Annotated in this window: 20 protein-coding genes; 12 read left to right on the forward strand and 8 right to left on the reverse strand. The window is 60.4% G+C overall.

The features are described 5' to 3' along the window. Nucleotides 1-40 precede the first annotated feature (40 nt). The gene (mutM, locus tag RAK1035_RS07275) at nucleotides 41-892 is read right to left on the reverse strand and encodes a bifunctional DNA-formamidopyrimidine glycosylase/DNA-(apurinic or apyrimidinic site) lyase (RefSeq protein WP_008281488.1); all 852 of its coding nucleotides are present in this window, start codon (nucleotides 890-892) and stop codon (nucleotides 41-43) included. An 86-nt stretch (nucleotides 893-978) separates the two neighbouring features. Between mutM and ubiE the strand changes: the two genes are divergently transcribed. The 10 genes from ubiE to ade all read left to right on the forward strand — a co-directional run bounded on the left by ubiE (nucleotide 979) and on the right by ade (nucleotide 13451). Next, nucleotides 979-1722: a bifunctional demethylmenaquinone methyltransferase/2-methoxy-6-polyprenyl-1,4-benzoquinol methylase UbiE gene (gene ubiE, locus RAK1035_RS07280; protein WP_008281490.1), complete on the forward strand. Its 744-nt coding sequence runs from the start codon at nucleotides 979-981 to the stop codon at nucleotides 1720-1722. A gap of 3 nt (nucleotides 1723-1725) precedes the next feature. Beyond that, complete coding sequence (gene ubiB / locus RAK1035_RS07285) at nucleotides 1726-3264, forward strand: 2-polyprenylphenol 6-hydroxylase (protein WP_008281491.1); 1539 nt, start codon at nucleotides 1726-1728, stop codon at nucleotides 3262-3264. A 123-nt stretch (nucleotides 3265-3387) separates the two neighbouring features. Beyond that, complete coding sequence (locus tag RAK1035_RS07290) at nucleotides 3388-5508, forward strand: YjbH domain-containing protein (protein WP_112303068.1); 2121 nt, start codon at nucleotides 3388-3390, stop codon at nucleotides 5506-5508. Beyond that, nucleotides 5505-6188, forward strand: a complete 684-nt coding sequence (locus RAK1035_RS07295) for a YjbF family lipoprotein (RefSeq protein WP_254683693.1) — start codon at nucleotides 5505-5507, stop codon at nucleotides 6186-6188. The genes RAK1035_RS07290 and RAK1035_RS07295 overlap by 4 nt, the downstream gene beginning before the upstream one ends. A gap of 111 nt (nucleotides 6189-6299) precedes the next feature. Next, the gene (locus tag RAK1035_RS07300; protein WP_008281494.1) at nucleotides 6300-6824 is read left to right on the forward strand and encodes a UTRA domain-containing protein; all 525 of its coding nucleotides are present in this window, start codon (nucleotides 6300-6302) and stop codon (nucleotides 6822-6824) included. An 80-nt stretch (nucleotides 6825-6904) separates the two neighbouring features. After that, entirely contained in the window at nucleotides 6905-8251 is a 1347-nt protein-coding gene (gene aroA, locus RAK1035_RS07305; RefSeq protein WP_037297902.1) for a 3-phosphoshikimate 1-carboxyvinyltransferase, read from the forward strand. An 86-nt stretch (nucleotides 8252-8337) separates the two neighbouring features. Then, a complete protein-coding gene (locus tag RAK1035_RS07310) occupies nucleotides 8338-9024 on the forward strand; it encodes a hypothetical protein (RefSeq protein WP_008281496.1) in 687 nt (228 codons plus the stop codon). Nucleotides 9025-9145: 121 nt separating this feature from the next. After that, nucleotides 9146-11188, forward strand: a complete 2043-nt coding sequence (locus tag RAK1035_RS07315; protein ID WP_037297904.1) for an ASKHA domain-containing protein — start codon at nucleotides 9146-9148, stop codon at nucleotides 11186-11188. Nucleotides 11189-11259: 71 nt separating this feature from the next. After that, nucleotides 11260-11655, forward strand: coding sequence for a hypothetical protein (locus tag RAK1035_RS07320; RefSeq protein ID WP_232279205.1), 396 nt, complete (start codon nucleotides 11260-11262; stop codon nucleotides 11653-11655). A gap of 101 nt (nucleotides 11656-11756) precedes the next feature. Continuing rightward, nucleotides 11757-13451, forward strand: a complete 1695-nt coding sequence (gene ade, locus RAK1035_RS07325; RefSeq protein WP_037297905.1) for an adenine deaminase — start codon at nucleotides 11757-11759, stop codon at nucleotides 13449-13451. Here ade and RAK1035_RS07330 read toward each other — a convergent pair. The 7 genes from RAK1035_RS07330 to RAK1035_RS07360 all read right to left on the reverse strand — a co-directional run bounded on the left by RAK1035_RS07330 (nucleotide 13448) and on the right by RAK1035_RS07360 (nucleotide 17120). Beyond that, complete coding sequence (locus RAK1035_RS07330; protein WP_008281500.1) at nucleotides 13448-13684, reverse strand: Lrp/AsnC ligand binding domain-containing protein; 237 nt, start codon at nucleotides 13682-13684, stop codon at nucleotides 13448-13450. The genes ade and RAK1035_RS07330 overlap by 4 nt on opposite strands. Before the next feature lie 111 nt (nucleotides 13685-13795). Next, entirely contained in the window at nucleotides 13796-14599 is an 804-nt protein-coding gene (locus RAK1035_RS07335; protein ID WP_008281501.1) for a DUF1217 domain-containing protein, read from the reverse strand. Next, complete coding sequence (flbT, locus tag RAK1035_RS07340; RefSeq protein ID WP_008281502.1) at nucleotides 14596-15000, reverse strand: flagellar biosynthesis repressor FlbT; 405 nt, start codon at nucleotides 14998-15000, stop codon at nucleotides 14596-14598. The genes RAK1035_RS07335 and flbT overlap by 4 nt, the downstream gene beginning before the upstream one ends. After that, nucleotides 14997-15374, reverse strand: a complete 378-nt coding sequence (flaF, locus tag RAK1035_RS07345; RefSeq protein ID WP_008281503.1) for a flagellar biosynthesis regulator FlaF — start codon at nucleotides 15372-15374, stop codon at nucleotides 14997-14999. Before flaF ends, flbT begins: the two co-directional genes overlap by 4 nt. Before the next feature lie 72 nt (nucleotides 15375-15446). Continuing rightward, nucleotides 15447-16277, reverse strand: coding sequence for a flagellin N-terminal helical domain-containing protein (locus RAK1035_RS07350; protein WP_008281504.1), 831 nt, complete (start codon nucleotides 16275-16277; stop codon nucleotides 15447-15449). Nucleotides 16278-16486: 209 nt separating this feature from the next. Beyond that, entirely contained in the window at nucleotides 16487-16846 is a 360-nt protein-coding gene (locus RAK1035_RS07355; protein ID WP_008281505.1) for a flagellar protein FlgN, read from the reverse strand. Continuing rightward, nucleotides 16836-17120, reverse strand: coding sequence for a rod-binding protein (locus RAK1035_RS07360; protein WP_037297907.1), 285 nt, complete (start codon nucleotides 17118-17120; stop codon nucleotides 16836-16838). Before RAK1035_RS07360 ends, RAK1035_RS07355 begins: the two co-directional genes overlap by 11 nt. Nucleotides 17121-18233: 1113 nt before the next feature. Here RAK1035_RS07360 and RAK1035_RS20150 point away from each other — a divergent pair. Both RAK1035_RS20150 and RAK1035_RS07370 read left to right on the forward strand, forming a co-directional pair. After that, nucleotides 18234-18731 carry a flagellar hook-length control protein FliK gene (locus RAK1035_RS20150; RefSeq protein ID WP_157132408.1) on the forward strand — a complete coding sequence of 166 codons (498 nt, stop codon included), beginning with the start codon at nucleotides 18234-18236 and terminating at the stop codon, nucleotides 18729-18731. 10 nt (nucleotides 18732-18741) lie between these two features. Then, nucleotides 18742-19434 carry a flagellar hook capping FlgD N-terminal domain-containing protein gene (locus tag RAK1035_RS07370; protein WP_008281508.1) on the forward strand — a complete coding sequence of 231 codons (693 nt, stop codon included), beginning with the start codon at nucleotides 18742-18744 and terminating at the stop codon, nucleotides 19432-19434. Nucleotides 19435-19445: the final 11 nt, after the last annotated feature.

A 19445-nucleotide genomic window follows, 5' to 3' on the forward strand; every position in this document is an offset into this window, starting at 1 on the left:
TCAGGGCCGATTCATTACCACTGTTGGCCGCGCGTTCAACCTATCTTTGACATAGCGGGCAATAGAAGCTGGAGCGACCGGCCTGTACGACGCGGGCGATATGGCCGTTACATCCGGGGCTGCGGCAGGGCTCGCCCTCGCGCCCGTAAACATCAAAACTATGCTGGAAATAGCCCAACTCCCCGTCAGCCTGACGAAAATCCCGCAACGAAGAGCCACCGGCAGAAATTGCATCGCTCAATACGTCGCGGATGATCGGCACAAGGGCGGCGGCGCGTTTGCCTGAGAGTGCTCCGGCCCGCTGCAAGGGCGAGAGGCGCGCGCGATAGAGCGCCTCGCAGACATAGATATTGCCCAGACCTGCGACGATTCGTTGATCCAGCAGGGCGGATTTGATGGGGGTGTTGCGCCCCTTGAGGGCGGCAACCAAATAGGGTTCGCTGAATGCATTGCCCAAGGGTTCCGGCCCAATCCGGGCCAAGAGGGGATGCGTCTCTGCCGTGGCTGTGGGCAAAAGATCCATCGCGCCAAAGCGGCGCGGATCGTTGAAGGTGATGCGCGCGCCGTTTGCCATGTCAAAAACCACATGGTCATGCTTTTCCGGGGCCGGGTGATCGTGGACAAAGCGGCCCAAAGGGTCGCCTGAAACCAGCATGCGGCCCGACATGCCAAGATGAATGAGAAGGCTCTCGCCGGATGTCAGATCGGCGAGAATGTATTTCGAGCGTCGTCGCAGCGCTGTCACGGTCTGACCAGTCAGCCGTGCCGCCATATTGGGCGGAAATGGCCAACGCAAATCTGGACGGTTCACGGAGGCAGAGGCGATCACCTGCCCCTCCATCACCGGGGTAAGGCCGCGGCGGACTGTCTCAACCTCGGGCAATTCTGGCATATCGGACCTCTATGGGCACAAGGGGCGCATTGTAACCCCCTGTCATAGCCCTATAAGAAAGGCGAGACACAAGAGCGGCAAGGCCCATGAACGAGAAAACCACGCATTTTGGATTTCAGGATATCCCCGAGTCGGAAAAGGCCGGGCGTGTGCGCGGCGTGTTTGGCAGCGTGGCCAGTAAATACGACGTGATGAATGATGCCATGTCCCTTGGTATCCATCGCATCTGGAAAGATGCGATGATGGATTGGCTGGCCCCGCGCGCAGGCCAACGCCTTCTTGATGTGGCGGGGGGCACGGGAGATATCTCTTTTCGCTTTCTCAAGCGGGCAGGGCATGGTCATGCCACCGTGCTTGATCTGACAGAGCCGATGCTGGTCGAGGGGCGCAAGCGCGCCGAGGCCGAGAGTATGGCAGACAGCCTTGATTGGGTGGTGGGCGATGCGATGGCGCTGCCCTTTCCGGATGCGAGTTTCGACGTCTACACGATCAGTTTCGGCATCCGCAACGTGACCCGCCCCCAAGAGGCGCTGAACGAGGCGTTTCGCGTGCTCAAGCCCGGTGGGCGGCTGATGGTGCTGGAATTCAGCCAAATCCCCAATGAGCTGATGCAAAAGGTTTATGACCTCTACAGTTTCAACATCATCCCGCGTCTGGGGCAGATGATCGCCAATGATCGCGACAGTTATCAGTATCTTGTCGAATCCATCCGCCAATTTCCCGATCAAGAGACGTTTCTGGGCATGGTCCGGCAAGCCGGGTTCGAGAATGCCAAATACCGCAATCTGAGCATGGGCATTGCCTGTCTGCATTCCGGCTGGAAGATCTGAGCGATGCGTGGCCCGCACAATATCCTGCGCCTCATCCGAACCGGGGCGACGCTGGAGCGCACAGGGGCGATGGGCCTCATCATGGATGCCTTCGAGGCCCCACCCTTGGTGCGCGGCACGATGCGGTTTCTGGCTTGGCCGTTTCAATGGCTGGGGGACAAGGGCGATCTTGCCACTCCGCCCGCGCCGCGTGCGCTGACCGCTCTGGGGCCTGCCTATATCAAGTTTGGCCAGATCCTCAGCACCCGTCCCGATCTGGTGGGCGAGGAATTGGCAACGCATCTGCGGGTGTTGCAGGATAAATTACCGCCCTTTTCGGTGGATCTGGCCAAGCGCAGTATCGCGCAGGAACTCGGCCGACCGGTCGAAGACATCTTTGATGATTTCAGCCCGCCCGTGGCCGCCGCCTCTATCGCGCAAGTCCACAAGGCGCGGCTGCGCGATACGGGCGAGGCGGTTGCCGTCAAGGTTCTGCGTCCGGGGATCGAACGGGCCTTTCGTCGCGACATCGACGCCTTTTATTTTGCCGCGCGCATGGTCGAGCTTTTGGCCCCCGGTGCGCGCCGGTTGCGCCCAACCGATGTCATCGCCCATTTCGAGGGCGTGGTGATGGGTGAACTTGATCTGCGTCTTGAGGCGGCATCGGCCTCGGAATTTGCGGCCAATACCGCCAAGGATGCCGGGTTTCAGTTGCCGACGGTGCAATGGCCGCTTTCTTCGCGCCGAGTGATGACCATGTCTTGGGCTGACGGTTTGCCGCTTGGGGATAATGCCGCGCTGGATGCCGCAGGACATGATCGCGCCGAATTGGGCGAACGGGTGTTGCAGCTCTTCCTCAGCCATGCGCTGCGTGATGGCTATTTCCACGCCGATATGCATCAGGGCAATCTCAAGGTTTCCGGGAATGGCGATATCATTGCCTATGATTTCGGTATCATGGGGCATATCGACGAATATACCCGCCGGGTTTATGCCGAGATCCTTTATGGATTTATCAAACGCGATTACCGCCGCGTCGCCGAGGTGCATTTTGAGGCGGGCTATGTGCCTGCGGACCGGGATGTCGATGCCTTTGCCCGTGCGCTGCGCGCGGTCGGCGAGCCGATTTTTGGCATGGATGCCAGCAAGATTTCTATGGGCAGCCTGCTTAGCTACCTCTTTGAGGTCACAGAGCGGTTCGGCATGGAAACGCGCACCGAACTGATCCTGTTGCAGCGCACGATGGTTGTGGTCGAAGGCGTGGCGCGCAGCCTCAATCCACAGATCAATATCTGGCAGGTCGCAAAACCTGTGGTCGAGGACTACATCAAAAAGACCATTGGACCGCGCGCCGCCCTGCGGGATCTGGGGCGCACGGCCATGGTGCTGTCGCGCTATGGTCCAAGGTTGCCGGGGCTGGTCGAGGCTGCGCTTATCCGGCAAACCGCAGCGCCGGTGCCGGTCAAACGCGCGGTCTGGCCCGAGCGCGCGCTTTGGGCCGGGCTTGGGTGCTTGGTCGGTGCGGTTGGCGTTACGCTCACGGTATTTCTGGTCGGGATGTGACGGATTTTTGCACAAATTAAGAGCAATCACAGCAACGGCTGAAACTCACATTGCCGTGCCGCGCTGTGATCGTTATGGTCGCCCGGGAGAAGTTGCAAGGCGCTCGGAACCGGTGAACAGTCGATGACAATCAGATTGCGAAACATCTTGGGCGCAGTGGCCGTTATGACAGGGGCTACCGGCGCATCAGCGAACGATCTGGTCACGACACTTACCAACAACTATGGCACCCCGGGCGGTCTTATTGACATGCCCACCGCCGAGATGGCGCCGGATGCGCAATTGTCGACGACCATCGCCTATTTCGACGGGTTCAGCAAAACGACCCTCAGTTTTCAGGTGGCCCCTTGGCTGACAGGCAGTTTTCGATATTCCGGCACCAAGGATCTGACGCCGCAATTCGATATCTTCTATGATCGCAGCTTTGACTTGCGGTTCCGGCTGTTCAAGGAAACCGAATACTCACCGGCCATCGCGGTCGGGCTTCAGGATTTTCTGGGGACAGGCGTGCTTGGCGCGGAATATATCGTTGCCACGAAATCTGTTGGCAGCCGGCTGCGTGTGACCGCTGGTCTGGGTTGGGGGCGGTTTGGATCCAACAACTCGATTGGTGGATTCGGGACGAGAACACCGTTCAACTTTGCAGGTGTGGGCACCGGCGGGGACGTGAGCATATCCAACTGGTTCAAGGGGGATATCGGCCTCTTTGGGGGGTTCAGCTATAACGTATCGGACAAGCTGACATTCGCACTGGAATATTCGTCCGACAGCTATGACACCGAACGTCGCGCCGGTATTTTTGAGCAGAGCACGGCGGTTAATGCGAGCCTGAATTACGAATTCGCACCCGATGCCAATCTCCGGGCCTATGTTCTGCATGGCGAAGAAATCGGCGTCAGCCTTGCCATCGCGATCAACCCGCGCGGGATGCCTGTTCCGGGCGGGTTAGAACCCGCGCCTCTGCCCGTTGCGGTGCGAGATCCCGATGCCGCCCGCGATCTTGGTTGGGCAGACCAGCCAGCGGCGCGTGCGCAAGTTGCGAAATCGCTCGAAGAAACGCTGGCTTTGGATCAGATTGACCTGATCCGCCTGCGACTTGAAGGGCGTGCGGCCTATGTCGGCATCCAGAATGAGACCTATGACCGCACATCGCAGGCCCTGGGGCGCACCGTGCGCGCAATGACCCGCGCGCTGCCTGCCTCGGTCGAGGATTTTCACGTCACGCTCTACGCCAAGGGTATCCCTGCCAGCACGGTCAGCTTTTCACGCACCGACATCGAGCGGTTAGAGCACAAGGCCTCGGATGAGGCGCTGGCGGCGGCAACCTTTCGCGACAGTCTGCGTTTCGGCAATCTTCCCGAGCCGGTTCTAGGCAAGTTTCCGCGCTACGGATGGAGCATTTTTCCCTTTACGCGGGTCAGCCTGTTTGACCCCGACGAGCCGCTGCGTTTTGACGTCGCGCTGCGTTTGCAGGGGCAGGCCGAATTGGGGCGGGGATGGGTTGCTCGGGCGGCAACCTCTGTCAAGCTGTTCGGCAATCTGGATCAATCCAACCGTTTCAGCAATTCACGCATTCCGCGCGTGCGGTCGGATGCGGCGCGATTCGCCCAATCCGATGCGCCTCGTGTCGATTGGCTGACACTCAGCAAATATCACCGGCTTGCCCCTGATTATTACGGGCGCATCACCTTGGGATACCTTGAGCAGATGTATGCGGGTGTCTCGACCGAGGTGTTGTGGCGGCCCGTGGACAGCCGCATCGCCATCGGCGCGGAATTGAACTACGTCCGCCCACGCGACTTTGATGGTGATTTTGGCCTGCGCGACAGCAATACGGTCAGTGGCACCATTCCGGATTTCAACGGGCATGCCTCGGTCTATTACGATTTCGGCGGTGGATACCACGCGCAGGTCGACGCCGGCCGGTATCTGGCGGGGGATTGGGGCGTGACCATCGGTTTTGACCGGGAATTCGCCAACGGCTGGAAAGTTGGGGCCTTTGCCACCAAAACAGATGTCTCTGCGCAGGATTTCGGCGAAGGGTCATTTGACAAGGGCATTCGCATTACCGCCCCGATTTCGTGGCTGTTCGGCAAGCCCACACAGCAGGCCCCAACCGCCGTTATCCGCCCGCTGACCCGCGATGGGGGCGCGCGCGTCAATGTGACGGGCCGTCTTTATGAAACCGTGCGAAACTCGCACGAGCGCGACACCGTGGCAAGCTGGGGGAAATTCTGGAGATGATCGCTGCGTCCCTGCCTCGGCTGAGTCTGTTGGTCTGCGCCATGGTCCTTGCGGGCTGTACGAACCAGCGGAGTTCCGAGAATGTTTTTACCGTCACAAAGAGGTTGATTGAGCAGCGCCGCGCGCAGCCCGTCACCCCGGACCCAAAGATTGTGCAGGCAGTCGCCACGGATGCATTGTCAAGAACGACTGGCCCTGTCTTGCTTTATACTCTGGAGGACCGCAAAGCGGTCGCGGTTCTGCGGCCCATTGCAGAGAATGGTGCCTACCAGACTTGGGCCTCCTACGGCAGTTCCGAGCGGCTGAGCGCCACGACGTTGAACGGTGTTCTGGTCTCGACCCGGGGGCTTGGCAACGACCTGATGTCATCTCGCGTAGAGCCACTGCTTGAGGTGGTATCGCGCCGTGAGGATGGCGTTGCCACGATCCAGCAACGCTATCTCGATGGTGAAAACCAGATCGTAAATCTGAAATCCGACTGCAAGATTACGCGCGGGGAAACAGAAGCCGTGGCCAGTGTCGCTGGTTCGGTGCAAGGGGTGCGCATGACAGCGGAATGCTGGCAGGCCAACCGCAGCGTGGTGAATTCCTATCTGGTCGATGCAAATGGTGCCGTCGTGCAATCGCGCCATTGGGCGGGGCCGACCATGGGCTACAGTACCATTCAGCGGTTGCGTTGACCGCGAGCGTATGCGCCACCTCGACTGCGGGGCGCATGCTGTGGTCGAGAGTGACGGCACGTTGCGTGCACCAGATGCGTTCCAATCGTTCCTGATCGGAAACCAGTCGCATTGTCTGGCCGTACAGCCAGCAATGGCCTGCACCCGGTCAGCCGCGCAACGGTCGACATTCCCGTAATCCGGCAAGAGGTGGGCGCGCTTGGCAAGAGCTATGGCTATCGGCGTCTGACCCATGAAACGAGCCTTCCGCCGGAGGGCGTGGCGCGCCGCCTCTGCTCTTCTACGACCTGTCCCTGTCTGCATGTCGCGGCGCTGCACCTTGCCTCTGGCAAACCTTTCTTGCTCGAGGATCGTTGGGTCAATTTGCAAACGGCACCCGCTGCGGCTGCACAGGATTTCGAAACGACCAATGCCAATGAGTGGCTCTTGGCCCATGTTCCCTACACTCATGGGGAAATACGCCTATCGGCTCAGGCCGCCTCAGGCGACGAAGCCCGATTGCTAGAGACCGAACCCGGCGCGCCCCTTTTTGTCATCGAGCGGCTGACATGGGATCATGGGCGCGGCGTAACGCTTGCGCGCCTTTGCTCCGCGCCGGGGCACTTGATCGTGACCCAATTGGGCACCGCCCCTTAATCCAAGGCGGCGATGGTCATGGACGGGTCCGCCTGCTTGGGCTATCAGGCGGGCAATACAGACCAGTCAAGAGGCGCACCATGTCCGGCCACGGCACCCCCATTCCCATGACCTCTCACCGCTCCGGGCCGCTGTCCGGTGTCGCCGATGTGCCGGGGGATAAATCAATCTCGCACCGCTCCCTTATCCTTGGGGCCCTGAGCGTTGGGGAAACGGTGATCACCGGGCTGCTTGAAGGTGAAGATGTGCTGGATACGGCCAAGGCGATGCGCGCCTTTGGCGCCGAGGTGACACGCGATGCGGCGGGTGTGTGGCATGTGCATGGTGTGGGTGTCGGTGGCTTTGCCGAACCGGGCCACGTCATTGACTGCGGCAATTCGGGCACCGGCGTGCGGCTGATCATGGGCGCGATGGCGACCTCGCCTATCACGGCAACGTTTACGGGCGATGCCAGCCTTAACAAGCGCCCTATGGCGCGGGTCACGGACCCTCTGGCCCTTTTTGGGGCGCAAGCGGTGGGCCGGTCGGGCGGGCGGTTGCCCATGACCATCGTGGGCGCAGCAGAGCCGGTACCGGTTCGCTATGTGGTGCCTGTACCCTCTGCGCAGGTCAAAAGCGCGGTGCTCTTGGCTGGCCTCAACGCGCCGGGGCAGACTGTGGTGATCGAGCGTGAAGCGACGCGCGACCATACCGAGCGGATGCTGGTCGGCTTTGGCGCAGAAATCACTACTGAAGAAACTGATGAGGGGCGGGTGATTACCCTGACCGGGCAACCCGAACTTCGGGCGCAAACCATCGTGGTGCCACGTGATCCGTCTTCGGCGGCCTTTCCGGTCTGTGCTGCTTTGATCGTTCCCGGTTCTGACGTGCTTGTGCCCAATATCGGGCTAAACCCAACGCGCGCGGGCCTATTTGCGACGCTGCGCGAGATGGGGGCAGACCTGAGCTATGAGAACTTGCGCGAAGAAGGCGGCGAGCCGGTGGCCGACTTGCGCGCGCGCTTTTCGCCAGACCTCAAGGGGATCGAGGTGCCGCCCGAGCGCGCGGCCAGCATGATCGACGAATATCCGGTGCTGTCCGTTGTGGCCGCCTATGCCACCGGCGAAACCGTGATGCGCGGCGTCAAGGAATTGCGTGTCAAGGAAAGCGACCGGATCGAAGCCATGGCTGCCGGATTGCGCGCTGGCGGTGTCGAGGTCGAGGATGGGCCGGATTGGTGGATCGTACAGGGCAGGGGGCATGGGCATGTGCCGGGCGGCCAGACCTGCGCCAGCCATCTTGACCACCGGATCGCGATGTCCTTTCTCGTCATGGGCATGGCCAGCACTGCGCCGGTGCAGGTCGATGACGCAAGTCCCATCGCCACCTCTTTTCCGATTTTCGAGTCGTTGATGGCACAGCTTGGCGCGGATATCAGGCGTGATTGAACCCGCCGCGCGGGGCAGGCGGTGGGCAAGGCAAATGTGCGTGTGTCCCATTGCGCGCACCAGGGCAGAGGGCCTAATTTCGCCGCATGGATGACCCCGCCCACAACGCCCCGCCACCTGCTCCGCCGCCTGTGAAAACCGGCCTGCTGCGCACGGTGATTCGCTTGGCTGCATTGGCGGTGTTGGCCTTGGCCATGCACCACGTCTTTGTGTGGGCCGAAGGCTATATCCTTGAAAATGAACAGGGTTGGGCGATGCCTGGGTTCCTCGTCATGGCCTTGTTGGTCTATGCGGTGCTGATCGCTATTCCCTTTGTGCCGGGGATCGAAATCGGGTTGATGGTACTCGCAGCGGGCGGCGGCGATATCGCGCCCTTCGTCTGGCTGGCCACGGCCTCTGGGCTGACGCTGGCCTATATGGTGGGCGGCAAGGTGCCCTATCGCTGGCTGCACCGGGTGTTGCTTGATTTGCACCTCCTGCGCGCCTGCCGCTTGCTGGAAGAGTTTCAGACCCTGTCGCCAGCAGAGCGTGCGACCTATATCTCGGCGCAACTGCGCGGACGCTATCTCGACTGGATTGTCCGCTATCGTTATCTGCATCTCGCGGCGCTGATTAATGTTCCGGGCAATTCGATCATTGGCGGTGGCGGTGGCATCGCGTTTGTCTCGGGCCTCTCTGGGATCTTTCGTGCGCCTCTGGCGATCCTCACGCTCTTTGTCGCGACGGCCCCGGTGCCCTTGGCGATCTGGCTATTTGGCTGGTCGCTGACCTGACAGGCCCTGCCAGAGCGGTGCATGCCGCGTGCCGATGATTTTCTGACGCTTGTGGGCTGTCGGACAAGCGCCTATGGCTTATGTTCCCCGCAAGCAACGCTTCAGAAGCAGGATTTCGCATATGTCGACCGACCCACTCGTCGTTTTCACGCCCTCCGGGAAGCGCGGGCGCTTTCCCAAGGGAACACCGGTTCTGACGGCGGCGCGCCAACTCGGCGTTGATCTTGACTCGGTGTGCGGCGGGCGGGGGATCTGCTCGAAATGCCAGATATCGCCGGGCTATGGCGAGTTTTCCAAACATGGCGTCACCGTTCATCAGGATGCGCTATCCGAATGGAATGCGGTCGAGGAACGCTATGACCAGAAGCGTGGGTTGAAGCCGGGCCGCCGTCTGGGCTGTCAGGCTCAGATCATGGGCGATGTGGTGATCGACGTGCCCCCGGAAAGCCAGGTTCACAAGCAGGTGGTGCGCAAGGCCGCCTCTGCCCGCGTGATCGAGATGGACCCGGCCACCCGCCTCTATTTCGTTGAGGTGGAAGAGGCCGATATGCATGAGCCCACCGGCGATTTCGAGCGTTTGCAACGTGCGCTCAAGGCTCAGTGGGAGATCGACAATATCCGCGCCGATCTGAGCCTTTTGGCCAAGCTGCAACCCGTGCTGCGCAAGGGCAAGTTTCAGGTCACGGTCGCGCTGCACAGAGGGCATGCGGAAACCCCGGCACAGGTGCTGGAGATTTGGCCCGGTCTGCACGAAGGGGGGCTGTTTGGTCTGGCCATTGACCTTGGGTCTACCACTGTTGCGGCCCATTTGACCGATTTGGAAACCGGCGAAGTCAAGGCATCCTCCGGTATCATGAACCCGCAGATCCGCTTTGGAGAGGATCTGATGAGCCGCGTCAGCTATGCGATGATGAACCCCGGCGGCGACCGTGAAATGACGGCAGCGGTACGAGACGCGATCAATACCTTGGCCGAAGAGATTGCCAAAGAGGCGGGGATTGACGCCAAGCTCATCGTCGAGACGGTGTTTGTCTGCAATCCGGTGATGCACCACCTCTTGTTGGGGATTGATCCGGTGGAATTGGGCCAGGCCCCCTTTGCACTGGCCACCTCAGGGAGCATGGCCCTGAACGCCCGCGAACTGGATTTGGTTGCGATCAATCCGCGCGCGCAGATTTATGTGTTGCCCTGTATCGCAGGCCATGTGGGGGCCGACGCCGCCGCCGTGGCGCTGAGCGAAGAGCCGGGCAAATCCGAAGATCTGGCGCTGATCGTCGATGTGGGCACAAACGCAGAGATCCTTTTGGGCGACAAGACGCGGGTTTTGGCCTGTTCCTCGCCCACCGGCCCCGCCTTTGAGGGGGCGCAGATTTCCAGCGGCCAACGCGCCGCCCCCGGCGCGATCGAGGCTATTCGTATTGATCCCATGACCAAGGAACCCCGTTTCCGGGTGATCGGCTCTGACATTTGGTCGGATGAGGACGGTTTCGAGGCGGCGGTAGGCGACGGGGGCATTACCGGCATTTGTGGGTCTGGCATCATCGAGGCGGTGGCCGAGATGCGCATGGCTGGGCTATTGGACGAAAGCGGTCTGATCGGATCGTCCGAGGCCACTGGCACCACGCGTATGATCGAGGATGGGCGCACCCATTCTTATGTTATCCACGATGGCAGTGCCAAGGGTGGGCCGGTCATCACCGTGACCCAAGGCGATATTCGTGCCATCCAGCTTGCAAAATCGGCTCTCTATGCGGGCGCGCGTCTGCTCATGGACGAACGCGGCGTCGACAAGGTGGACCGCGTTGTTCTGGCAGGTGCCTTTGGTGCGCATATCTCGCCGTTGCATGCGATGGTGCTGGGCATGATCCCCGATGTGCCGCTAGACAAGGTGACATCGGCGGGCAATGCGGCGGGTACGGGCGCGCGCATCGCGCTGTGCAACGTGGCCGCCCGCCGCGAGATTGAGCGCGTGGTGGGTCAGATCACCAAGGTCGAGACCGCCATCGAGCCGAAATTCCAAGAGCATTTCGTGGCCGCCAACGCAATCCCTCACAAGACGGACCCTTTTCCGGAGCTGTCCAAAATCGTGACACTTCCCAATCCCAGCTTTAACACCCATGGCGATGGCAGCGACGGGGGGCGGCGCAAGCGTCGGCGGGGGTAGTGCGAAATCGCGGCTTTTCATCATCTCAGGAGCGGGATACTGACGCGAACACTCTGTAAAAAGGCAATCAGATGAAACAGTTGTTCGTGCCGGCCCTCTTGTCCATTTCCCTCCTGAGCGCATGCGGTGGTCGTACCCCTGATCCCGTGGCCGAAGTGCAGCCCGGTGACAGCGCCCTTACCTGCGCGCAATTGCGCAGCGACATTACGGCCAATACCCGCGCCATCGAGGGCCTTGTCAAAGAGCAGGAAACCAAAACCGCCCAGAACATTGTGGCCGGGACTGCCGGAGCCTTTTTGCTGGTGCCGTGGTTCTTCATGGATATGAAGGGTGCCGCAGGCGACGAGGCACGCGCCTATCAGCGCCGCAATGAAGCCCTGGTCAGCCGCTACAACGGCATGGACTGTAAACCAGAGATGAAGCTCGCAAAACCAGCAGCGCAGAAACCTGCCGCGCAGACCGAGTGAGGACAGCCTGATAGCAAGCCCAGGGCCGACAGGTTTCGGCCATCGGGCTTGCTCTTGACCCTTCGACGCGCGACAGTTGCAGGATGTCGGAGGGTCAGCGCATGGCAAATCTCGAACAACGGATTGCTCAGGGCCGGGGGGATGAACCCGCCGATTTGGTGCTGCGCGGGGCGCAGGTGTTTGACCTTGTGACGGGGGAAATGATCCCCGGCGATGTGGCCATTTGCGGCGATACCATCGTAGGCATTGGCGACACCTATGACGGGCGCGAGGTGATCGACCTTACGGGGCTGATCCTTGTCCCCGGTTTCATCGACACCCATCTGCACATCGAAAGCTCTCTTGTCACACCCTTTGAATTCGACCGCTGCGTAACGCCGCGCGGCGTAACCACCGCGATTTGCGATCCCCACGAGATTGCCAATGTTCTGGGGCTGGACGGCATCCGCTATTTTCAGGCGGCCTCGGAACAGACTTTGATGGATATCCGGGTGCAGCTCTCGTCTTGCGTGCCCTCGACCCATATGGAAACCTCGGGTGCAGAGATCGACGCCGAAGACTTGCGCGCGGTGATGGGGCATCCCTCGGGGATCGGTTTGGCCGAAGTGATGAATTTCCCCGGCGTGATCCACCGCGATTCGGGCATGATGGCCAAGCTGCGGCTTTTTGAGGGGGGCCATATCGACGGCCATTGCCCGCAACTCACGGGGCGTGATCTCAACGCCTATTGCGCGGCAGGCATCCGCACAGAGCATGAGGCGACCACCGTAGAGGAGGCGCGCGAGAAACTGCAGCGCGGCATGCGCGTGCTGATCCGCGAAGGCTCGGTTAGCAAGGATTTGCATGCGCTCGCCCCGCTGCTGTCGGAGATCACGGCGCCCTATATGTGCCTCTGCACCGATGATCGAAACCCGCTCGATATCGCCGAAGAGGGCCATATCGATCATATGATCCGGGTGCTGATCGCAGAAGGGGCGTCGCCTCTGGCGGCCTATCGCGCGGCGTCGCTCTCGGGGGCCGAGGCATTTGGCCTCAGAGATCGCGGATTGATCGCGCCGGGGCGGCGGGCGGATATCGTGGCGGTGGGCTCGCTCGCCACCTGCGACGTGCGGCGCGTGTTTTGCGCCGGTCGTCTTGCGGATGCGGCGGCCTTTGCTGCGCGGGGCACGGTGCCCCCCATCGGGCGATGCTCCGTGCGGGCGCCTGCGGTTAGCCCACAGGACTTTCGCCACGCCGGCAACCGCGCCGAGACGGATGTGATCGGCATTATCGAAGGCAAGATCCTGACCGCGCATCTGCGCGAACGGATCGAGCCGGTAGAAGGCGACAAACATCCCGATCCCACGCGCGATCTGGTAAGGATTGCGGTGATCGAGCGGCATGGCAAGAACGGCAATATCGCCACCGGCTTTGTTCGTGGTTTCGGGCTCAAGTCCGGGGCTATCGCTTCGACCGTTTGCCATGATCACCACAATATCGCCTGTGTCGGGGTGGATTATGCGGATATGGCCCTCGCCGCCACACGGCTGGGTGAGATTGAGGGCGGCTTTGTCGTGGTGCAGGGCGGGCAGGTTTTGGCAGAACTGCCCTTACCTCTGGCAGGGTTGATGAGCCTTGAGCCCTTTGAGGAGGTGCACCATCGTCTTGTCGATCTGCGGGCAGCAGCACGGTCCTTGGGTGTCACCTTGCAGGAACCCTTCCTGCAACTTGCGTTTCTCGCGCTGCCGGTTATCCCGGCGCTCAAGATCACGGACCGGGGTATGGTTGATGTCAACCGGTTCGAAATCCTAGGCTAGAACGCCTTGAAGGTCAGGGTCGTTTCGGTGCGCTCGATCCCGGCAATGTCCAGAAGGTTGTCGTTGATATATTTGCCGATATCCTCAGTCTCAGGGATGTAGAGCTTGAGCAGCAGGTCAAAGGGACCGGAGGTTGAGTAAAGCTCTGAATGGATTTCGCGCAGGGCTATGGCCTCTGCCACGCGATAGGAATGCCCCGGTTTGCAGCGGATGTTGATAAAGACGCAGCGCATGAATTCCTCCTGTGGCTCAGCCCCATAGGGCTTTTACTTGCAAGCAAATGCAACGGCAAACTCGGAATGGCCTGCTTGCCACGGCGCAAGACCAAAACGCAGCGCCCAGTATCAAGCCCGGCGCGGAACCGATTGCAACAGCGTCAGCGCGATTGCTTGCGAGGATTGAACATTGAAACTTGCCACCTGCTCGCGCAAGAGGAACCGTTGGATCAATTGCTCCCGCACGCTCTCCGCACTCAGATCCGACAGGGAGCCTATCTTCAATTGCTGCGCGCTGCGGGATTTGATCTCGTCCAACTGCCGATCAAGATCAGCTTGCCCGAAACTGTCTGGAAGACCAAGCGCCACTTCGAACACGCGCCGCAGGGGTGGGTTTCCCAAGATCCGAAACCAGCGCGTGTCCTCGGTCTCTGCATCGCCTGCGATGTCGCCCAATTCGCGTTGGACGTTCAGGGCCAGGCGCAAGGCCTGATTCTGATCCCCGACGGCAACCTCAAATTCCCGACGCCGGAATTTCTCGGTGATCTCGGTTCCAAAGGTCGATAATTGCGTGCGCGGGATCGGACGGTCGGCGAAGGCAAACGCCTCGGACAGCTGTTTGTACCGGTCATCGGCAAGACGGTTGGCAATTGCATCATCCCGAATGGTGCCCTCTTCCAGAATGGCGCGGATAAAGGCGCGGCTGTTGATATCTTCCTGAAGGCCAAACGCCCCCAAGGCCACCCGCAAGAGGCGGCGATCTGAAACCAAACCTTCTGCCGTGGTGATCTTGGCAATGTTCTGCTCGAAATATTCGGTATCACGCACGATCTGCGGGGATTTGTTGAACAGATCCGTCTGACGCTCAGACGTGCGCGACAAGAGCGCCCAGCCCGACAATCCACCCAGCGGCACTACAGGCGTAAAGTTCATGACGCACGATGCGCCAAAAGACGCTCTTCACGCGGCAGGAGGGCACGCAGGGCCTTGAGGCATTTGTAGTATTCCCCGTCCAGAAGCGCCCGCGTGGCGAGGGTCAACTGGATACGGCTGTCGGGATCGCGCAACGCCTGGCTCAGCTCTTCGATTCGGCGCAGGATCTGGCGGCGCGCGTCCTGCGGATCGCCATCGCCCGAGAGCAGAAGTTGCGTAGCAAAGCAGGCCCTGCGTACAGGCGTTGTTGCACTTTCGGGGTGAATGGCATCCCGAAGCCGCAGGATATGCGCATTCGGCGTCATGATGGACAGCCGCGAGCGGCGGTCGCCGTTCTCGATCACCGCCCCGTTGATAAGCACCCGCTCTTTGGGATTAAGTTTTAGGACGAGGCCGCTCATTGGTCTGCTCTCCTATCGCTCAGCCCGCGCATGATGGCTGTATTGATGTCGATCAAGGGTTGAAGCGATGCGTTTGTATTCAGCACCGCGCTGCTGTGATGATGACAAAACTGCGCGAGATAGACGACTTGGGCCCGCAACGATTGCGGCAGTGGATTTTGTGGGTCGGCGACGTCAGTCGCCAAGATTGTCCAGAGCCGCCGGTTGTCATGAAGGGCGACCGCGAGACTGGCTATATCTCTTGGGTCCTGCCCTGCTGCGTGCACGAGGCGTTGGGTGATACGGGCAAAGGCATCATATTCCAGCCCACGGTCAGTCCGGACGGACCGGGATTGGTCGCGATAGGCGCTCTGCGCCAGACGGGTCGCATTCACGTCATGTCCTTTCAGGGTCAGTCTGTCACCGATCAGATGTCAGGGGCGCCCCGAAAGACGCCCCTGAATGGCTTAGTTCCTGAACAGCGACAGGATGGCCTGCGGGGCCTGATTGGCGATGGACAAAGACTGTGTCGCCAACTGTTGTTGCACCTGCAAGGCCTGGAGACGCGCAGAGGTCTCTTCCAAATCGGCATCGACCAATGCGCCGATCCCGGATTTGATCGCATCCGTCACCTTGCTGACGAATTCGTTTTGATCCGATATCCGTTTGGCCGAGGCACCAAGCGCTGCCGCCCCATCGACCGCCGTCTGGATATGGACTTCGATTGCGGCAAGCGAGGTGTCAGCGGCTGCAGAGTTCGTCACATCAATGTCGCTCAGATCAAGGTTGGCCTCGAAATCAACAGAAGCCACGCTGATGTTCGACGCTGTGACCGTTCCGGTTGCGTCCCGATCGAGGGACGACAGTACCGTTATCCCTGCGTTGCCCGCCGTGTTAAGCAGATTCGCGCCGTTGAATTGTGACGCGCCGATAATCGACGTGACCTGATTCACCAGCTCGTCGACATCGTTCTGGATCTTGCTGTGATCGACGTTTTCACCGGTCGCGGCGACGACCTTTTCCTTGATCTCGTTGAGCAAATTGGTGATCTGCTCTGCCCCGGCCGAGGCCACGGCGACCGTCGATTCGCCCAAAGACAGCGCGTCGGAAACGGCCTTGAAGCCGCTGACGTCGGATTCCATCACCTTGGAAATGGCAAAGATGGCCGAATTGTCCTTGGCCGTTGCGACAGCCTTGCCCGTCGAGATCATATCCTGCGTCTTGGCAAGGTTGGAGTTCACGGATTGCAAGGTCTGAAGAGCGACCATGGCGCTGTTATTGGTCAGAATACTGGACATATCATGTTCCTTTCGGGTTTGGCGAATTTCGCCATTTCATGGTTCGTCTCCCCGGAGGAGACGGTTTGGACTGTCTTTCTGACGGTTGCAGGGTGCGGGATGGTCCCGGCTGCGCCATCCGTTTCGGGATGCAAGAGATAAAATGCCTTCAAGATGCTAACGGAGTGCTAAGTCCCATCTCTGAAACGCCGCGAATTTTAGCCAATCCGTCAGGCACGCTTTTCAAGATGGTGCGCGATATCGCCGGGAATCGAGCGTTTGTGACCGTTCTGGTCATAGGTGTCCAAGGAACGTCGAATGCGGCGGTGTGCTGCGAGGCGCGCCGCAACGGTGCGAATCCCCTGCAAGGCCCCGTCAAGCAGGGCCTGATTGCGGCTCAACTTACCTTGAACCGCAATCAGATCGCCGCTTGCCGTCGCCGAAAGGGCATTGAGCGCGTCTACCAACTGTTCCTTTTTCAACATGAGCGCCACGATCTGCGACAGATCTCCGCGCAAAAGGGCGTCGCGCTCTTCCTCCAGAATAAGGTCAAGCTGTTGGATGATGCGGGTACTCTGATCAAGCGTCATGGGCACGCTCCATCATCGAGCGATAAAAGACATCTGCCAGCCCGATGCCACCCGCTTTGACCATCTCTTGTGCCAATGCCTCGCGGTGAAAGGATGCAAATTGCGATTCGCCCGTGCTTGCCACAAAGCTGTCGCTCTTGGGGTCCAGCCCCCCGAACTTGAGCATTTCGGCAAGAAAGCTTGCCTCTAGCTGTTCGGCCACATGCTTGGTGCGGGTTAAGCTGGTCGAGGGCCGGTCCACGGCTCTGGAGGAAAGTTGTACAGGGTCAGTCATGAGAATCCCTCAAATTGATCACACTGGACACAAGAAGAACCGAAACCGGTAAAGAAGCAGTAACTGGTTTCTGCAATCCTCCGGCTTATCGCCATGGCATCACGGAGGGCGCCTATGTCAGTAATCCCCGCCAAGGATCCTCTTAATCCCGTCCTTGGGCTTTCATCGGCATTGCCGTCCGGTTTGGGCGCGGCTGCTGCCGGTGGACCGTCGTCTGAAAGGGCGAAAACATTCGCCGACATTTTCCAAAGTGCGGAAGAGGCCGCCTTGGATCTGCAGCGCGAGAAAGACGATATGTCAGACGCTGGGCTTGCCGCGTCTGTTGTGGATGTCGCGCGGACCCAAATCCGCAAGGAATTGGTGTCCGAGGGTGGATTGCCCAGCACCGATGCCGGGCCTCGGCCACATGCGGGGCCGGTGCCTGGGTTATCTGAGGATGAGGACCAGCCTGTGCCGCCTGTCTCAATGGCGGTCGATGGTGCCTTGTCGCAAGCAGAGGAGGATGCCCCCATAGTCCCGATCCAGGGCTATGCCACGGCGCAGTTCGAGGGATCAGTTGCGGACGGGATGAACCCCTCGGAGCAGCGATCGGCACCGCATCGGTTTGCAGATCAGACGACATCAGCCTCTTTCGCTCATCCGGTGGGCCCGGTACCAGAGATATCGCCAGAGGACTTCACCCAAGTGGACCTAGGCCAAAGATCGTTGACAGGTTCCCAGACGGGCGGGGATGCAAAGCAGCCAGCGGCGTGGCGCGCCGATCCTTTTGTCTCTCAGCCCCGGATAAAGGCAGAACCCGACCTCTCCGCGCCGCCGGGCATGCGCCCAGATAGTTCGAATGTTGGCCCGAACCTGCCCCATGCCTTAGGGCAATTCGAATTTGATCCAGAGTATGCTCAGGTCACAGAATCGAAGACAGGTTCGCCTCGGGAATTGATATTTGGGTCGTGGGGCGCGTATTCCGCACAGAAGGCTGCTGGATACGCGCCTCCTTCATCTCTGGCCATGCGGTCAGCAGGGCTCAATCTCCTCAGCGGAGGGGAGGCCGCAAAGGCAAACCCATTTGCAGATATCCCGAAGCTTGGTCTTGGAGACGAGCCGGGAATGCCAGCGGTGACCGAGGTTTCCGACTTGCGGTTTGCCGTGTCTACGGGGCCAAACGGGCAATACCAGCCGCTCCTCTCCTTGGCGCGGACCGACTTGCCGCAGGCCATTGCCCAGCAGATTGCGGTGGCGGTGCAGTCGCAGGGTGCTGGCAAATCCACCATCGACCTTCAGCTTGCGCCCGAGGAACTGGGCCGGGTGCGCCTCAGGTTGACAAGCCATGAAGGCGTCGTGGCCGTGACTGTATTGGCAGAGCGGCCAGAAACGCTCGATCTTCTTCGGCGGCACATAGAGACATTGGCGCGGGGGCTGCTGGATGTTGGCTATCAAGAGGCGCGTTTCGAGTTTTCCGGGCAAAACCCTGGCGGAAGCCCGGGCAAGACCCTGAACGCACAAGGCGCCACCCACCGCGAGGATGAGGGGCGCGGCGCGGTGCCAGACGTGTTTGTGCCCCCGGCTCTCAGTTCGCCTGCTTTGGCAGGCGCGCGCATCAATGTCTTGATTTGAAGGAAACAAGATGGACGTGACGACGATTCCACCGGGCACTGCCCTGGACCGCAGCCAAGCAGCCCCCTCCGCAACCAACGCTGCTGCCCCTGCGCGTCCGGCAACCGGTTTCAGCTCTGACTTTGAAACCTTTCTCAGGCTGCTAACGACCCAATTGCGCAATCAGGACCCACTCAATCCAATTGAATCTTCTGATTTCGCTGTGCAGTTGGCGACATTCTCGACGGTCGAACAACAGGTGCTGACCAATGATCTGCTCACAGATCTAGGCGCGCGGTTGGGCGCACAGGGCTTGTCGCAAGTATCCGGATGGATCGGAATGGAGGCGCTGGCAACCGGCCCCGTCGCGTTCTCTGGACAGCCGATTTCCCTGATCGCCACGGTCGAGTCGCAGGCGGATGCCGCCGAAATCGTTGCAAGCGATGCCCGCGGCATCATAGTGAACCGCCAAACGATCCCGGCGCGCTCGGGTCCGGTGGTCTGGTCCGGTCTCGATTCGGCGGGTTTCCCGCTTGCAGAGGGGGAATATACGCTCTCTGTGCACTCCTTCGCGAATGAAGAAACGCTCGCACGCCACAGCGCCAGCTTTTATCGTCAAATCGCAGAAGCACAGTTCGAGGCGGGCGAGACCGTCTTGATCCTCAGGAATGGCGAACGGATCGCCCCTGCACAGGTTCTTGGCCTGCGCCCGGCACCGCAATAGGGCCCTCTTCA

This window comes from Roseovarius sp. AK1035 (assembly GCF_003288315.1).
GTDB lineage: Bacteria > Pseudomonadota > Alphaproteobacteria > Rhodobacterales > Rhodobacteraceae > Roseovarius > Roseovarius mucosus_A.

What these genes read in the sequence shown, in the direction of transcription:
- RAK1035_RS07295 (WP_254683693.1), top strand. Translation starts at nt 5,505, where the DNA reads ATGATCGCTGCGTCCCTGCCTCGGCTGAGTCTGTTGGTCTGCGCCATG.
- RAK1035_RS07310 (WP_008281496.1), top strand. Translation starts at nt 8,338, where the DNA reads ATGGATGACCCCGCCCACAACGCCCCGCCACCTGCTCCGCCGCCTGTG.
- ubiB (WP_008281491.1), top strand. Translation starts at nt 1,726, where the DNA reads ATGCGTGGCCCGCACAATATCCTGCGCCTCATCCGAACCGGGGCGACG.
- RAK1035_RS07330 (WP_008281500.1), bottom strand. Translation starts at nt 13,684, where the DNA reads ATGCGCTGCGTCTTTATCAACATCCGCTGCAAACCGGGGCATTCCTAT.
- RAK1035_RS07360 (WP_037297907.1), bottom strand. Translation starts at nt 17,120, where the DNA reads ATGACTGACCCTGTACAACTTTCCTCCAGAGCCGTGGACCGGCCCTCG.
- RAK1035_RS07350 (WP_008281504.1), bottom strand. Translation starts at nt 16,277, where the DNA reads ATGTCCAGTATTCTGACCAATAACAGCGCCATGGTCGCTCTTCAGACC.
- flbT (WP_008281502.1), bottom strand. Translation starts at nt 15,000, where the DNA reads ATGAGCGGCCTCGTCCTAAAACTTAATCCCAAAGAGCGGGTGCTTATC.
- RAK1035_RS07315 (WP_037297904.1), top strand. Translation starts at nt 9,146, where the DNA reads ATGTCGACCGACCCACTCGTCGTTTTCACGCCCTCCGGGAAGCGCGGG.
- RAK1035_RS07290 (WP_112303068.1), top strand. Translation starts at nt 3,388, where the DNA reads ATGACAATCAGATTGCGAAACATCTTGGGCGCAGTGGCCGTTATGACA.
- RAK1035_RS07320 (WP_232279205.1), top strand. Translation starts at nt 11,260, where the DNA reads ATGAAACAGTTGTTCGTGCCGGCCCTCTTGTCCATTTCCCTCCTGAGC.
- ade (WP_037297905.1), top strand. Translation starts at nt 11,757, where the DNA reads ATGGCAAATCTCGAACAACGGATTGCTCAGGGCCGGGGGGATGAACCC.
- aroA (WP_037297902.1), top strand. Translation starts at nt 6,905, where the DNA reads ATGTCCGGCCACGGCACCCCCATTCCCATGACCTCTCACCGCTCCGGG.
- ubiE (WP_008281490.1), top strand. Translation starts at nt 979, where the DNA reads ATGAACGAGAAAACCACGCATTTTGGATTTCAGGATATCCCCGAGTCG.
- RAK1035_RS07370 (WP_008281508.1), top strand. Translation starts at nt 18,742, where the DNA reads ATGGACGTGACGACGATTCCACCGGGCACTGCCCTGGACCGCAGCCAA.
- RAK1035_RS07355 (WP_008281505.1), bottom strand. Translation starts at nt 16,846, where the DNA reads ATGACGCTTGATCAGAGTACCCGCATCATCCAACAGCTTGACCTTATT.
- mutM (WP_008281488.1), bottom strand. Translation starts at nt 892, where the DNA reads ATGCCAGAATTGCCCGAGGTTGAGACAGTCCGCCGCGGCCTTACCCCG.
- RAK1035_RS07335 (WP_008281501.1), bottom strand. Translation starts at nt 14,599, where the DNA reads ATGAACTTTACGCCTGTAGTGCCGCTGGGTGGATTGTCGGGCTGGGCG.